This window comes from Sphingomonas kyeonggiensis (assembly GCF_030812785.1).
GTDB lineage: Bacteria > Pseudomonadota > Alphaproteobacteria > Sphingomonadales > Sphingomonadaceae > Sphingomonas > Sphingomonas kyeonggiensis_B.
The window spans coordinates 1,861,590-1,876,484 of record NZ_JAUSTJ010000001.1; the positions used below are offsets into that span (position 1 = coordinate 1,861,590).

The following is a 14,895-nucleotide window of genomic DNA, read 5'->3' on the forward strand; positions in this document are numbered from 1 at the left end:
ACCGGAAATGCTCGCGGAAACAGCTCCGCGCGGCACGGGGAGGTTTTGCCTTCCGCCGGGCAACAAGCAGGAGGAGACGATCATGGCCTATCTCAACTTTTCCGCGCTCGAGGGGCGCCCGGTCATGGCGCCTGCCGATGTCCTCCCGGTCACCGGCTTCTCCGCGCTCGAATGGCAGGTCGTCGCGATCGCGCAGCACGACCGGCTGGCGAGCCTCGAGAAACCCGGCCGCCTCTCGGTGGCGCTGGGCATGATCTTCGGGGGTGAGAGCCCCAATCCCAAGCTTGCGGATCTCAAGCTGGAGGCGCTGCGCCGGATGTCGGTGCTCGCCTGGCACAAGGGCTATGCCGTGCCGCGTCACGAGATCCGCGCCTTCCACGAAGCGGGCTTCACGCCCGACCAATATGAAACGCTGCTCGCGAGCATCAGCCGCGGCCGGGCAGCCCTTAATCAGGGGAAGCGATTCCAATGAACATGATCTCGCGCATCGAAACCGAGACCGGCGACAACAAGCCGGGCGTCTCGGCCCGTATCCGCCGCATGCCCTTGTGGCAGCGCGGTAGCCTGGTTGCGATCCCCGTGGTGCTGGTCGCCGCCGGCCTGGGCATCGCCAGCAAGGACGCGCCCGCCGCGATGGCGGCCCCGCCGCCGCCGGTGGTGACCGTCTCCACCCCGCTGGTCCGCGACATCAACGAGTGGGACGACTATGTCGGCCGCTTCGAGCCGAGCCGCGCGGTCGAGGTGCGTCCGCGCGTCTCGGGTGCGATCACCGGCGTCCACTTCACCGATGGCGCGATCGTCCAGAAGGGCCAGCTGCTCTTCACGATCGACCAGCGTCCTTTCGCCGCAGCGCTGGCCGAGGCCCGGGCCGGGCTGGCCAGCGCCGAGAGCGATCTCGCGCTGGCCCGTTCCGACCTGAGCCGCGCCGAGCGTCTCGTTTCGGTCGAGGCGGTGTCGAAGAGCGATGTCGAGCGGCTCCAGGCCCGCGTTCGTGCCGCCGACGCCGCCGTCTCGGCTGCCCAGGCCCGCGTCCGCAGCCGCGCGCTCGACATGGAGTTCACCCAGGTCCGCGCGCCGATCGCCGGCCGCATCTCGGATCGCCGCGTCGATCCGGGCAACCTGGTCGCCGCGGGCGAGGGGCAGGGCGGTTCGCTGCTGACCACGATCAACGCGCTCGATCCGATCTACTTCACCTTCGACGGTTCGGAGGCTTTGTTCCTCAAGACCAAGCGCGCGAAGGAAGCGGGCGCCCAGGAATCGCCGGTGGAGATCCGTCTGCAGGACGAGACCGACTACAAGTGGAAGGGCAAGCTCGACTTCACCGATAACGGGCTCGATCCCAAGTCGGGCACGATCCGCGGGCGCGCGGTGCTGAGCAACCCGGGCATGTTCCTGACGCCCGGCATGTTCGGCAACATGCGCCTCTCGGCCGGCGGCACCACCCAGGCGCTGATGGTGCCCGATGCTGCGATCCAGACCGACCAGGCCCGCAAGCTGGTCCTGGTCGTCGGCAAGGACGGCAGCGTCGCACCGAAGCCGGTGACGCTCGGCCCGGTCGTTGACGGCCTGCGTGTCGTTCGCACCGGTCTGACCGCCCAGGACAAGGTCGTGATCTCGGGCACCCAGTTCGCGCAGCCCGGGGGCAAGGTGACCCCCAAGGCCGGCAAGATCGAGCCCACCGCAACCAGTCAGGCGCCGGCCCTCACGGCGCCGGTCACCGGCGAAGCAACTTTCGCCCGTTGACCATCAGCCGCCGGCTCTCCCCAGGGGCCGGCGGCTGACCCTTTTTCCGAACTCAATTCACGAGGAGTGGCCCGATGCGCCTCTCACGGTTCTTCATCACGCGCCCGATCTTCGCGGCTGTGATCGCGGTGATCATCACGATCATCGGCGCGATCGCCTATCTGGCGCTGCCGATTTCCCAATATCCCGACATCGTCCCGCCGACGGTGACGGTCACCGCTTCCTATCCGGGCGCCTCGGCAGAGACGGTCGCGGAAACCGTGGCCGCGCCGATCGAGCAGGAGATCAACGGCGTCGACGACATGCTCTACCAGTCGTCGCAGTCGACCGGTGACGGCAACGTCACCATCACCGTCACCTTCAAGTCCGGGACCAACCTGGATGCGGCGCAGGTGCTGGTGCAGAACCGCGTCGCGGTCGCCATTCCGCGCCTGCCCGAAGAGGTGCAGCGCCTGGGCGTCGTGACGCGCAAGACCACGCCGGACTTCCTGCTGGTCGTGAACCTGATCTCGCCCGACAATTCGGTCGATCGCGAGTACATCTCCAACTACGCGCTGACCCAGGTTAAGGACCGGCTTGCCCGTGTCGAAGGCGTGGGTGACGTGCGCATGTTCGGTGCGCGCGACTATGCGATGCGCGTGTGGATCGATCCAGGCCGCGCCGCCGCGCTCAACCTGACCGCGGGCGACATCGTCCAGGCGCTGCGCGCGCAGAACGTCCAGGTTGCCGCCGGCACGCTCGGCCAGCCGGGCTCGACTCCGACCGGCAACGCCTTCCAGCTCAACATCGAGACGCAGGGCCGCCTGAAGGACCCGGCGCAGTTCGGCCAGGTCGTCATCCGCACCGATGCCGATGGGCACCAGGTGCGCGTGAGCGACGTGGCGCGCGTCGAACTGGGTGCGGCGGACTATTCGTCCAACACCTATCTCTCGAACAAGCCGACCGTGATCCTCGCCGTCTTCCAGCGCCCGGGCTCGAACGCCCTCGCCGCTGCCAATGCGGTGCAGGACCAGCTGAAGCTGATGTCCAAGAACTTCCCGAAGGGCTTGGAATATCGCGTCATCTACAACCCGACCGAGTTTATCGCCCAGTCGATCGACGCGGTCTATCACACGCTGGGCGAAGCGATCCTGCTCGTCGTGCTGGTGGTCATCGTCTTCCTCCAGAAGTGGCGTGCGGCGATCATCCCGGTGCTCGCCATCCCGGTGTCGCTGATCGGCACGATGGCGGTGCTGCTGCCGCTTGGCTACTCGCTCAACAACCTCTCGCTGTTCGGCCTGGTGCTGGCGATCGGTATCGTCGTCGACGACGCCATCGTCGTGGTCGAGAATGTCGAGCGCAACCTGGCGCGGGGCATGACTCCGCTCAAGGCGGCGCAAACCTCAATGGACGAAGTGTCCGGTGCGCTCGTCGCGATCGTGCTGGTGCTGCTCGCGGTGTTCCTGCCGACCCTGTTCCTCAACGGTCTGTCGGGCGCCTTCTACAAGCAGTTCGCCGTGACGATCTCGGCCGCGACCGCGATCTCGCTGCTCGTCTCGCTGACTCTGTCGCCCGCCATGGCCGCCGTGCTGCTGCGCCACCATGACAGCGAGGCCAAGGGGCCGGTCGGCAGGCTGCTGCGCCGCGGCGCCGATGCGTTCAACAATGGCTTCGAGCGGATGAGCGTCGGCTATGCCAAGCTCACCCAGGTGCTGGTCACCCGCCCGAAGCGGATGATGGTCACCTATGTCGGCCTGATCGCCGCCACCGTGGGCATGTTCTGGGTGACGCCGGTCGGCTTCATTCCGCAGCAGGACCAGGGCTACTTCCTCACCGTCATCCAGCTGCCGCCGGGCTCGTCGCTCGAGCGTACCGACGAAGTGATGCGCAAGGTCGTCGCCCGCATCCTGCCGATCCCGGGTGTGAAGGGCTCGGTGATGCTCGCCGGCTTCGACGGCCCGTCGCAGACGCTCGCTCCGAACTCGGCCGCCGCCTATGTGCCTTTGCTCTCCTTCGAGGAGCGCAAGAAGCTGGGCGTCAGCATCGAGGACATCATGGGCGAGGCACGCAAGCGCACCGCCGACATCAACGAGGCGATGCTGCTCGTCGTCCCGCCGCCCGTCATCCAGGGCATCGGTTCGGCCGGTGGCTATCGGATGATGATCGAGGACCGCGCCGAGCATGGCTATGACGAACTCGGCAAGACCGCCTTCGGTCTGATCGGCAAGGCCAACCAGACTCCCGGCCTGAAGCAGATCTACACCTTCTACAACACCGCCACCCCGCGCGTGTTCGCCGATATCGACCGCCGCAAGGCGGACATGCTCGGCGTGCCCCCGGAGCGGGTGTTCGAGGCGCTGAACGTCTATCTCGGCTCGGCCTTCGTGAACGACTTCAACATGCTCGGCCGCACCTATCGGGTGACCGCGCAGGCTGACGCGCCGTTCCGTTCGACCGAGGCGGATATCGCCAACCTCAAGACCCGCTCGAACTCGGGTGCGATGGTGCCGATCGGTTCGGTGTCGACCTTCGAGAACAAGACCGGTCCGTACCGCGTGACGCGTTACAACCTGTTCCCGGCGGTCGAAGTGGATGGCGATACCGCTCCGGGCTACAGCTCGGGCGCCTCGCTCGACACGATGGAGAAGCTCGCGAGCGAGCTGCCTCCGGGCTATGGCGCCGAGTGGACCGGCATTGCCTTCCAGCAGAAGATGGCTGGCAGCACCGCGGGTCTCGTCTTCGCCCTGGCCGTGGTGTTCGTCTTCCTGGTGCTGGCGGCGCAATATGAGAGCCTGACCATGCCGCTGGCGATCATCCTGATCGTGCCGATGTGTCTGCTTGCGGCCATGGCCGGCGTGAACCTCAGGGGCATGGACAACAACGTCCTCACCCAGATCGGCCTGGTCGTGCTGATCGCGCTGGCGGCGAAGAACGCGATCCTCGTGGTCGAGTTCGCCAAGCAGGCCGAGGAGCAGGATGGCCTGTCGCCGGTGGAAGCTGCGGTGCGTGCCGCCCGTGACCGCCTGCGTCCGATCCTGATGACCTCGTTCGCCTTCATCCTCGGCGCCGTGCCGCTGCTGATCGCGAGCGGCGCGGGTGCGGAGCTCCGCCAGGCGCTCGGTACCGCGGTGTTCTTCGGGATGATGGGCGTGACTGCCTTCGGCCTGCTGTTCACGCCGACCTTCTACGTCGTGTGCCGCGCCCTTGGGGACCGCATCGCCAGGATGCGCGGCAACCGCAAGGCGCATGACGAAGGTGGCCATGCGCCCGAACTGGTGCCGGCTGAATGATGAACCGTCGCCCCGGCGAAAGCCGGGGCCTCGGGCGGCTCTTTTCCCGCCATCGCCTGAGATCCCGGCTTCCGCCGGGATGACGGGCAGGAGGAAGTTGAAATGACCTACCGTATTTTCCTCGCAACCGCTTCGGCCCTGGCGCTCGCCGCCTGCGCCGCCGGTCCGAACTATGTCGCGCCGACGCCGCCGCAGACCGCCGCGGGCAATTTCGTCGCCGCCAATCCCGCGGTCACCGCCGAGCCCGTGCAGGGCGACTGGTGGCGGCTCTACAATGACCCCGTCCTCGACCAGCTCGTCTCCGACGCGCTGGCTGCCAACACCGACATCCGCGTCGCGGTGGCGCGGATCGAGAAGGCCCGGGCCACGCTGCGCGGCGCCAAGGCCAACCAGCTGCCCCAGGCGACCCTGGGCGCCGGCGCCAATTACGGCCGCCTGCCCGAAGGTCAGCGCCAGCCCTCCGCGCCGCTCAACGACTGGCAGATCGATGCCGGCCTGAGCGTCAGCTACGAGGCGGACCTGTTCGGCCGCCTCAGCCGCGGCACCGAGGCCGCGCGCGGCGATGTCGGCGCGGCGGAAGCCGATGCCGATGCGGTCCGCGTGATCGTCGCCGCCGATACGGCGCGTGCCTATGCCGATGCCACCTCGTCTGCCGAGCGGCTGGGCGTGGCCGAGCATATCGTCCAGCTGCTCGACCAATCGATCGAGCTGACCGAGCGGCGCCGCGGCGTTGGTCTCGCGACCCGGCTCGACACCGCCCGGATCGGCGCGCTGCGCAACCAGCGCCAGGCCGATGTGCCGGCGCTCAAGGCGTCGCGTGACGCCGCGCTGTTCCGCCTCGCCACGCTGACCGGCCGCACCCCCGCCGATCTGCCGGCGGTGGTGGGTGAGCGCAACACGACGCTGCGCCTCAGCCAGCCGATTCCGGTCGGCGACGGTGCGGCGCTGCTCGCCCGTCGGCCCGATATCCGAGCCGCCGAGCGCCGCCTCGCCGCTGCCACCGCACGGATCGGCGTGGCGACCGCGGACCTCTATCCGCGCATCACCCTCGGCGCCTCGGGCGGCTCGACCGGTACCGATTTCGGTGACGTGTTCGGTGCCGGGCCGCTGCGCTGGCTGGTCGGCGGACTGCTCAACTGGGCGGTGAATCCGGGCCCGGCACGCGCCCGCGTCGCGGGGGCCGAGGCCGATACCAAGGTCGCGCTCGCTACCTTTGACGGCACGGTGCTCAACGCCTTGCAGGAAACCGAGACCGCGCTCTCCGCCTATGGCCATGCGCTTGAGCGGCGCACCGCGCTGCAGGCGGCGCGCAACGAGGCGGAGGCGGCGGTCAACATCGCCCGTGCCCGCCAGCGCGAGGGCGACATCGACTCGCTCGCGCTGCTCGACGCCGAGCGTACCTTCGCCGATGCCGAGGCCGCGTTGGCCCAGGCGGACGCCTTCATCGCCGAGACTCAGGTGGACCTGTTCCGCGCGCTTGGCGGGGGCTGGCAGAAGAGCTGACACCACTTCCCCTCCCCGAAGGGAGGGGACTGAGGGGTGGGTAGGGCCTGGCGATACGCTTACCGTGCCGCCGGGCCTTTCCGTATCGCCTGGACGCGACCCACCCCCCGGACTCCTCCCTTGCAGGGAGGGGAGAAAGAAAATGCTACCCAAATGGGCTCTGGCGATGTCGGGCGGAGCCGCTAGTCTCCCCGCCATGACCCAAGCCATCGCCAGGATCGGGCGCGACGCCCCTTACGCCACCCAGATCGATTTCGGCACGCACCAGCTCGTCGGCGACGAGCCCGCCGAGCGCGGCGGCGGTGATGCCGGGCCGGCGCCCTATGAGCTGCTGCTCGGCTCGCTCGGCGCCTGCACCGCGATCACGCTGCGCATGTATGCCGAGCGCAAGCAATGGACGGTCGAGAATATCGAAGTCGCGCTGTTCCTCCACGGACAGGGCGAGACGCTCAACATCGAGCGCATCCTGACGATCACCGGCACCGATGCCGAACAGAATGCGCGTCTCGCCGAAATCGCCGAAAAGACGCCGGTCACCCTCACCCTGAAGCGCGGTGTTCCGATCGAAACCCGGCTCGGGTGAACTTTGTTACAACTTAGCGCAACACCGCAGACGCATTTTGTCGTAGAAGCTGAAATATGCTTGCTACCGCGACTCAACAGGACGATTCGGCGACACTGCTCGTCGTAGATGACGACCGCGACATCCGCATGCTGCTGGCGAACAGCCTCGGCTCGCGCGGGTACAAGGTCGAAACCGCTTCCAGCACGCGCGACATGGACCAGATCCTCGCGCGCACGCCGGTCGATCTGGTGATCATGGACATCATGATGCCGGGCGAGGACGGGCTTTCCGCCTGTCGCCGTATCGCGCGTGCCGACGGGCCGGAGATCATCTTCCTGAGTGCGCTCGGCGAGGAGCAGGACCGTATCCTCGGCCTCGAGGTCGGCGCCGGCCATTATCTTCCCAAGCCGTGCAGCCCGCGCGAGATTCTCGCCACGGTGCGCGCGGCGCTGCGCAAGCGCGGTGCGGTCGCCGCCACCAGCGAGAGCGGCGATGTCTACACCTTCGAGGGCTGGCGGATCGACCTGGGCAGCCACGAGCTGTTCGATCCCAACGGCGTGCTGGTCGGGCTGACCGACGGCGAGTTCGCGGTGCTGCGCGTGTTCATCGAGCGGCCGCGCCGGGTGCTGAGCCGCGAGGCGCTGCTCGCGGCTGCCCGCGGGCCGGATTCGGACGCCTATGACCGGGCGATCGACGTGCAGGTCAGCCGGTTGCGCCGCAAGCTGCGCTCGGGCGGAGACGAGATCATCCGCACCGTGCGCAATGAAGGCTATCTGTTCGTCCCCAAGGTGGTGCGCGCGTGACATTGCGACGCGCGGGTGCCGGGTCTCCCCTGTTCCTGCGCGTCTTCGCGCTGATGGTCGTCTGCGTCGCGGTGACGCAGCTGATGAACTTCGGCCTGCTGATCGCGGTCCAGACGCCCACCGCCAAGCTCTACACGGTGGGGCAGGCGGTCGATGCGCTGCGCGGCAAGATCACCGACGACGACTTCTCGGTCTCGCGCGAGGATCGCTTCGCCGAGCAGCCCTGGAACCCGCGCGGCGAGCGCACCGAGATCGCGATGGCCAAGGCGATGGGCGTGCCGGTCGAGCGGGTGCTGATCAGCTTCCCCACGCCCATCCTCACCCGTGAGAAGAGCTACGACCGCGCCAGCGTGCCGCGTCCGGTGCCGCCGCCGACGGTGCAATCGGCGCGCGACGTGATCATCACCGGCGATTTCTCCGCCGCCTATCGCGCCGATGACGGGCGCTGGGTGACCGTCACCACCAGCACCGGCTTCGAGCCGTGGCGCTGGTTCGTGCTGTGGTGGCTGGTCGTCTCGGCAGCCGCCGTGGCGCCCTTCGCCTGGGCGCTGGCCCGCCGCATCGCCAAGCCGATCGGCGCCTTCGCCGAGGCGGCCGAGCGGCTGGGCCGCGATCCGCGCGCCGCACCGATCGCGATCGAGGGACCGTCCGAGATCGCCGACGCCGCCGCAGCGTTCAACCGGATGCAGGCACGGCTCAACCGCTATGTCGACGACCGCGCCACCGTGGTCGGCGCGGTGGCGCACGACCTTCGCACCCCGCTGATGCGGCTGGGGCTGCGGCTCGAGGTGGCGCCCGACGATCTGCGTCAGGCGTGCGAGCGCGATATCCGCGATATGGAGGCGATGATCTCCGCGACGCTCAGCTATCTGCGTGACACCACCAAGCAGGGCGTGCGCAAGCCGCTCGACCTGCGCTCGCTGGCGGAGACGGTGACCGACGACATGAGCGATCATGGTGAGCCGGTGATCCTGGCGCCGGGCGAGCCCGTAGTGGTCGAGGGCAATTCGCCTGCGCTGAAGGCGATGCTCAACAACCTGATCATCAATGCGATAAAATATGCCGGCAGCGCCGAGGTCTCGCTCGGCGAGGCCGACGGGCAGGCGCTGATCGAGGTGCGGGATGATGGCCCCGGCGTGCCGCCAGAGGACCTCGACCGGGTGTTCGAGCCATTTTTCCGCGGCGAGCGTTCGCGCAACCCGGATACCGGCGGGATCGGGCTGGGCCTGGCCAGCGCTCGCGCCGTCGCCCGCGCGCATGGCGGCGACCTGGTCATCCGCAACCGCGAAGAGGGCGGGCTCTCCGCGCTGGTAACCCTGCCTGTCTAATTCGGCCACAAAGCGGAAACGCGGCTGCGACGAACCGAAATCCCCCCGACATTCATGAAGTTGAACTCATGTATCTCAGTGAGGATGCATGCGGCGGGACAAGGATAGCGACAGCGAGGACCGGGAATATGGTGCGTTCGAGCGGCTGCTCGCGCGCCCGGTGCCGCTGTGGAGCCTGGCGCTGGTGCTGCTGCTGGTGCCGCTCGCCGCGATGGGGGCAGGGGCGATCGTCGATGGCTGGGAGAAGTCCGGCGCCGTAGGCCGCGCGGCGATCACGCTGGCCCGGGTGCCCGACACGATCCAGCACCTGTTCCGCAGCAATGCCCCCTATTTCGGCGGCAGATACGAGAAATTGCCCGGCGGATTCACCCGTGACGCCGCCTTCACCGACCCCGGTTATGCGCTGATCTCGCCCTTCGATCCGGCGCGCAAGCGCTCGGTGGTCGAGCTCGTCCGCCTCTCCGACGGGCGCAACGTGCACACATTCGTGCCCGATGTGGACGCAGCCAATGCCCGGTCGAAATTCCGCTCGGCGCTGACCGACGTTCACCGCGACAAGACCGCCGGGCTCAACCGGCTGATGCACCCGCTGCTGCTGCGCGACGGCAGCCTGGTGCTGCACGACAGCTCGCCGCTTGCCCGCTACGACGCCTGCGGCAGGCTGCTCTGGTCACTCGACGGCATCTTCAGCCATTCGACCGAGCTCGGCCCCGACGGCACCATCTGGGCGCCCTATCGCTATCCGGTGCCGCGCGAGCCGGGGGTGAAGGCCGATTTCTGGGACGATGCGGTGGCGCAGGTCTCGCCCGAGGGCGCGCTGCTCAAGGTCGACCGCGTCGCGGACATCCTAGAGCGCAACGGGCTCGCCCGGCTGTGGCGGGGCCGGCCCTATGTGCAGGATCCCTTTCATCTCAACGACATCCAGCCTGCGATGACCGACGGGCGGATGTGGAAGAAGGGCGACCTGTTCCTCAGCATCCGCAACCTCTCGCTGATCGCGCTCTACCGGCCCGAGACGGGCAGGGTCCTGTGGTGGAAGATCGGCCCGTGGCGCTTCCAGCACGATGTCAGCATCCTCGACGACCACCGCATCTCGGTGTTCGATAACAACACGCTGATGGGCTATCCCGACGAGCGGGTGAACGGGCATAACCGCCTGCTCGTCCACGATCTTTCCAACAACAAGACCGGATCGCCCTGGGAGAAGGGCTTCGTCACCAACCGCATCGCCACCCGCGCCCAGGGCCGCGGCACCCCGCTGCCCGGCGGCGACGCGATGATCGAGGAGACCGAGCAGGGTCGTCTCCTCCGCATGTCGCCCGAAGGCGCGGTGCGCTGGCGCTACATCTCCGCCGATTCCGCCGAGCGGCGCATGGCCCTTAGCTGGGCGCGCTATCTCGATCCCACCACCGATGGCCCGGCCATTCAAGCTACGGTGAATGCAAAATGCTCGTAAAAACCCTTCGTTTCCTGTCGCTTGCCCTCGCGCTCTCGGCCCCGATCGCCGCCCAGGCCTATACCGGACCGGGGCTCGGCCTCGGTGCGGTCGGCGTCGCCTTCGGGCTGATCGGCTCGATCCTGCTCGCGATCGTCTCGGTGGTCTGGTACCCGGTCAAGCGGCTGGTCCGCCGCATCCGCGGGCGCGCCCGGTGATCCTGACCTTCCTGGCGATCATCGCGGTGCTCGAACTGGCCCGCGCCCTGCCGCTTATCCCCGCTTTCCAGGAGCTTGGCGGCTGCGGCCAGCATGCCCTGCGGCTGATGGCCCGCAAGGGCGTGTCCGACTGGGGCAAGGAGCGGGCGATGCGGATCCTTTCGGGCCGTATGTTCGCGCGGACGATGCGCGCCGGGGGGCTGCTCGTTGCGGCCGCTTCGCCTCTGCTCGCAGTGCTGGCAGCGGACGCCTGGTGGCCGGAAATTGCGGCCGCGCAGACGGAGTGGACGGCGAAGTTGGCACTGATGCCCTTCACGCTCGGCTATGCCGTGCTGCGCTGGCAGGTGATCCCGCGTGTACAGCGGGGCTGACAAGCTCCTCCACCGCATCGCTTTGGGATCCCCCGCGCTGCTCGAAGCGACCTTCGACATCGAGCGCGCCGCTCAGCGCAAGCGCATCGCGCAGGTGGAGATAGGGCGCCCCGTGTTCATCGCCGGGCTGGCGCGGGCGGGCACCTCGATCCTCACCCGCCTGCTTCATGCCAGCGGCGATTTCGCCGCGCCGTCCTACCGCGACCTTCCGTTTCCACTTGCTCCGAACAGCTGGGCGCGGCTGGGCGGCAAGAGGCATGTCGAGGCCCGCGAACGCGGCCATGGCGACGGTTTGACCCATGATCTCGACAGCCCGGAGGCGATCGAGGAGGTTTTCTGGCGCGCGATGGAGGGAAATCGCTATCTGCGCCGCGACGGACTGGTGCCGGTGGCGCCCGATCCCGAGACGCTCGCCAACTTCCGCGACTATGTGTGCCTGGTGCTGATCCGCCATGGCGGCACCCGCTATCTATCGAAGAACAATAACAATATCCTGCGGCTGGAGGGGCTGGCGGCGAGCTTTCCGGACGCGCTTCTGATACATCCGTTCCGCGATCCTTTGCAGCAGGCTCTGTCGCTCCTGTCGCAGCACCGCCGCGCGATCACGCTGGCCGAGGACGATCCGTTCCGCCGCCGCTTCATGACCTGGCTCGGCCATCACGAGTTCGGCGCCGATCACCGGCCCTTCCTGTTCGACGGCGCCCCTGGGCCGGGCGAGGATGCGATGCGCGTCGATTACTGGCTGAAGCTGTGGGACAGCGTGCACCGCGCGCTGCTCGCCGCGCCGGCCGCAGTCGGGGAACGCCAGCTGTTCCTTGACTATGACGCACTGTGCGCCAGCCCGCGCCTCCATGCGCCGCGGCTGGCGGTGCTGGTCGAGGCGCCGATCGACGCTTCGGTGCTGCGGGCGCCGGATGCGCGGCAGGCGGAGGCGGATCCGGTGCTGCTGGCGCGGGCGGGGGAGACGCATGCTCGGCTGCGGGCACGGTTTCGGAGGGTGTTCGGGTAGAAGGCCTCGAAAAATCCTCCCTCGCGAAGCGGGGGAGGTGGCGCGCGCAGCGCGACGGAGGGGGCGTCTCCGCAAGCTTATTGCCGGCGGCTAGGCCCCCTCCACCACTCGCTTCGCGAGCGGTCCCCCTCCCCCGCTTCGCGAGGGAGGATTTTCTGCATGGAGAGGGAGAAGTGCGACCAAAGTCGTAGCTGCCTAGGCGGCTATCCCCATCCATGATAGCGCTAACGCGTTGATCGGCGGGATACGCGCCGGCGCCAGTCGGAAGAGGGAACCGGGCAATGAAGATCATGGGAACGCGGCGCGACGTGCTGGGCACGATCGGCGCGGGGCTGGTGACCAGCGCGATCGGGCTGCCGGCCTGCGCGCAGGGCAAGCGCAAGCTGGGCTATGCGATCGTCGGGCTGGGCAGCTACGCCACCAACCAGATCATGCCGCGGATCAAGGACTGCGAGTTCGCCGAGCTCAAGGCGCTGGTGAGCGGCACGCCGGCCAAGCTGGAGAAGTTCGGCGCGCAATACGGCATCCCGAAGACGCACTGGTACGACTACAAGAATTACGACCGGATCAAGGACAATCCCGACATCGACCTGGTCTATGTCGTGCTGCCCAACAGCATGCATGCCGAATATGCGATCCGCGCCAGCCAGGCCGGCAAGCATGTGCTGTGCGAGAAGCCGATGGCGACCTCTGTCGCCGAATGCGAGGCGATGATCGCGGCGGCGAAAAAGGCCAATCGCAAGCTGATGATCGGCTATCGCTGCCATTTCGAGCAGTATAATCTCCACGCGGTCGAGCTGGTGAAATCGGGGTTCGTCGGGCGGCCGACGCTGATCACTTCCGAGCATGGCTTCTATGCCCAGCCGAACCAGTGGCGGCTCGACCGGCCGATGTCGGGCGGCGGATCGATGATGGACATCGGCATCTACAGCCTGAATGCCGCGCGTTATCTGGCCGGCGAGGAGCCGGTGGCGGTCAGCGCGATGGAATATACCGACCGGAGCGACCCGCGGTTCAAGACCGTGGAGGACCGGATCGACTGGCAGATGCGCTTCCCCTCGGGCGTGATCGCCAATTGCGTGTCGAGCTATTCGTCCAACCACAATGCCTTCCGCGTGACGGGCACCAAGGGCTGGGTGGGGATGGAGCCGGCCACCGCCTATACCGGGCACCAGATGTGGACGCGCCAGGGCGGCGGCACCGAGCAGGTGACGCTGCCGACGCCGGCCAAGAACCAGTTTGTCGCCCAGCTCGATCACCTGGCGGAAGTGGTGCAGGCCGGCATCCCGCTGCGCGCATCGGGCGAGGAAGGGCTGCGCGACATGCGGCTGATCGAGGCGATCTATCGCTCGGCACGCGAGGGGCGGACGATCAAGCTTGCATGATCGCCGGGTTATTCGCGATGACGCTGCGACGACCCCGCGCACCACGGAGACATTGAACATGATCGAGACGACCCGCCGCGCATTGCTGGGCGGCATGGTTGCGCTGCCCTTCCTGCCCGGCCTGGCGCAGGCCGAGACTCTGGGTGGCATCACCCGGCTCGATCCCGCGCTCGACGCGCTGATCGATGCGGCGAGCCCGATCGAAGTGATCGCCCGCGGCTTCAAATGGGCCGAGGGGCCGGCCTGGTCGAAGAAGGGCGGCTATCTGCTCTTCTCCGACGTGCCGGAGAACATCGCCTATCGCTGGAAGGCGGGCGAGGGGGCGAAGCCGTTCCTGGTGCCCTCGGGTCTGGTCGGGCCGATCCCGGCGGGCGTGCGCGAGGCGGGATCGAACGGGATGCTCGTCGATGCCAAGGGCGACCTGCTGATGGCCGATTCGGGCACGAGGGCGATTGCGCGGGTCAACCTGGCGACGAAGAAGAAGACGATCGTCGTCGGCGACTATGAGGGCAAGAAGTTCAACAGCTGCAACGACCTGGTGATCGGGCGGGGCGGGGCGATCTATTTCACCGATCCGCCCTATGGCCTGAGCGAAGGCGATGAATCGCCGCTCAAGCAGCTGCCCTTCAACGGCGTGTACCGGGTGGGCGCCGATGGCCGCGGCGTGTCGCTGATCGACAAGAGCCTGGAGCGGCCCAACGGGATCGGCATCTCGCCGGGGCTCGACCGGCTGTATGTGAGCCAGTCCGATCCGGATGCTGCGCTCATCTATACCTGCGAGCTGGCCGCGGATGGCTCGGCGAGCTCGGAGCTGGTGCCGTTCGTCGATTTCTCGGATGAGGTGGCGCGGAAGCTGCCGGGGCTGCCCGACGGGATGAAGGTGGCGAAGAGCGGCCATCTGTTCGCCAGCGGGCCGGGCGGGATCTGGGTGATCGCGCCGGACGGCAGGAAGCTGGGCGTGATCGGCACCGGCAAGGCGGCGGCGAACTGCTGCTTCGGCGAGGATGGGAAGACGCTGTTCATCACTTCGTCGGACATGGTGGTGAAGGTGCGGCTGAAGGTTTCCGGGTGGTAGCGGCTTAATTCCTCCCCCAGCTTGCTGGGGGAGGGGGACCATTCGCGTAGCGAATGGTGGAGGGGCCGCCGGCGCAGGCGGCGTCCCGCCTTGCCCCTCCACCACCGCCTTCGGCGGCGGTCCCCCTCCCCGAGACAAGCTCGGGGAGGAATTGTTGGTTGGCCATCGCTCCGCGCGCGACCTAAGCTCGT

Annotated in this window: 13 protein-coding genes; all 13 read left to right on the plus strand. The window is 67.9% G+C overall.

Annotation, left to right across the window (positions count from 1 at the left end; translation table 11 throughout):
• The first annotated feature begins 82 nt into the window (after positions 1-82).
• Positions 83-472, plus strand: coding sequence for a hypothetical protein (locus J2W22_RS09125; protein ID WP_307117904.1), 390 nt, complete (start codon positions 83-85; stop codon positions 470-472).
• Entirely contained in the window at positions 469-1,743 is a 1,275-nt protein-coding gene (locus J2W22_RS09130) for an efflux RND transporter periplasmic adaptor subunit (protein ID WP_307117905.1), read from the plus strand. Before J2W22_RS09125 ends, J2W22_RS09130 begins: the two co-directional genes overlap by 4 nt.
• Positions 1,744-1,817: 74 nt before the next feature.
• The gene (locus J2W22_RS09135; protein ID WP_307117906.1) at positions 1,818-5,012 is read left to right on the plus strand and encodes an efflux RND transporter permease subunit; all 3,195 of its coding nucleotides are present in this window, start codon (positions 1,818-1,820) and stop codon (positions 5,010-5,012) included.
• Positions 5,013-5,114: 102 nt separating this feature from the next.
• Entirely contained in the window at positions 5,115-6,515 is a 1,401-nt protein-coding gene (locus J2W22_RS09140; protein WP_307117907.1) for an efflux transporter outer membrane subunit, read from the plus strand.
• A gap of 196 nt (positions 6,516-6,711) precedes the next feature.
• Positions 6,712-7,098 carry an OsmC family protein gene (locus J2W22_RS09145; protein WP_307117908.1) on the plus strand — a complete coding sequence of 129 codons (387 nt, stop codon included), beginning with the start codon at positions 6,712-6,714 and terminating at the stop codon, positions 7,096-7,098.
• 56 nt (positions 7,099-7,154) lie between these two features.
• Positions 7,155-7,883 (plus strand): response regulator, encoded by a 729-nt coding sequence (locus tag J2W22_RS09150; RefSeq protein WP_307117909.1) that lies wholly within the window; start codon positions 7,155-7,157, stop codon positions 7,881-7,883.
• Positions 7,880-9,211: an ATP-binding protein gene (locus tag J2W22_RS09155; RefSeq protein WP_307117910.1), complete on the plus strand. Its 1,332-nt coding sequence runs from the start codon at positions 7,880-7,882 to the stop codon at positions 9,209-9,211. The genes J2W22_RS09150 and J2W22_RS09155 overlap by 4 nt, the downstream gene beginning before the upstream one ends.
• Positions 9,212-9,299: 88 nt before the next feature.
• A complete protein-coding gene (locus tag J2W22_RS09160; protein ID WP_307117911.1) occupies positions 9,300-10,667 on the plus strand; it encodes an arylsulfotransferase family protein in 1,368 nt (455 codons plus the stop codon).
• Positions 10,658-10,864 (plus strand): hypothetical protein, encoded by a 207-nt coding sequence (locus J2W22_RS09165; RefSeq protein ID WP_307117912.1) that lies wholly within the window; start codon positions 10,658-10,660, stop codon positions 10,862-10,864. Before J2W22_RS09160 ends, J2W22_RS09165 begins: the two co-directional genes overlap by 10 nt.
• Positions 10,861-11,235 (plus strand): hypothetical protein, encoded by a 375-nt coding sequence (locus tag J2W22_RS09170; protein WP_307117913.1) that lies wholly within the window; start codon positions 10,861-10,863, stop codon positions 11,233-11,235. The genes J2W22_RS09165 and J2W22_RS09170 overlap by 4 nt, the downstream gene beginning before the upstream one ends.
• Positions 11,219-12,244 (plus strand): sulfotransferase, encoded by a 1,026-nt coding sequence (locus tag J2W22_RS09175; RefSeq protein WP_307117914.1) that lies wholly within the window; start codon positions 11,219-11,221, stop codon positions 12,242-12,244. The genes J2W22_RS09170 and J2W22_RS09175 overlap by 17 nt, the downstream gene beginning before the upstream one ends.
• A gap of 290 nt (positions 12,245-12,534) precedes the next feature.
• A complete protein-coding gene (locus tag J2W22_RS09180; RefSeq protein ID WP_307118014.1) occupies positions 12,535-13,629 on the plus strand; it encodes a Gfo/Idh/MocA family protein in 1,095 nt (364 codons plus the stop codon).
• Positions 13,630-13,687: 58 nt separating this feature from the next.
• The gene (locus J2W22_RS09185; protein ID WP_307117915.1) at positions 13,688-14,704 is read left to right on the plus strand and encodes an SMP-30/gluconolactonase/LRE family protein; all 1,017 of its coding nucleotides are present in this window, start codon (positions 13,688-13,690) and stop codon (positions 14,702-14,704) included.
• The last annotated feature ends 191 nt before the right edge of the window (positions 14,705-14,895 follow it).

Coding starts and splice junctions, on each gene's coding strand:
- J2W22_RS09125 (WP_307117904.1), top strand. CDS start 83: ATGGCCTATCTCAACTTTTCCGCGCTCGAGGGGCGCCCGGTCATGGCG.
- J2W22_RS09130 (WP_307117905.1), top strand. CDS start 469: ATGAACATGATCTCGCGCATCGAAACCGAGACCGGCGACAACAAGCCG.
- J2W22_RS09135 (WP_307117906.1), top strand. CDS start 1,818: ATGCGCCTCTCACGGTTCTTCATCACGCGCCCGATCTTCGCGGCTGTG.
- J2W22_RS09140 (WP_307117907.1), top strand. CDS start 5,115: ATGACCTACCGTATTTTCCTCGCAACCGCTTCGGCCCTGGCGCTCGCC.
- J2W22_RS09145 (WP_307117908.1), top strand. CDS start 6,712: ATGACCCAAGCCATCGCCAGGATCGGGCGCGACGCCCCTTACGCCACC.
- J2W22_RS09150 (WP_307117909.1), top strand. CDS start 7,155: ATGCTTGCTACCGCGACTCAACAGGACGATTCGGCGACACTGCTCGTC.
- J2W22_RS09160 (WP_307117911.1), top strand. CDS start 9,300: ATGCGGCGGGACAAGGATAGCGACAGCGAGGACCGGGAATATGGTGCG.
- J2W22_RS09165 (WP_307117912.1), top strand. CDS start 10,658: ATGCTCGTAAAAACCCTTCGTTTCCTGTCGCTTGCCCTCGCGCTCTCG.
- J2W22_RS09180 (WP_307118014.1), top strand. CDS start 12,535: ATGGGAACGCGGCGCGACGTGCTGGGCACGATCGGCGCGGGGCTGGTG.
- J2W22_RS09185 (WP_307117915.1), top strand. CDS start 13,688: ATGATCGAGACGACCCGCCGCGCATTGCTGGGCGGCATGGTTGCGCTG.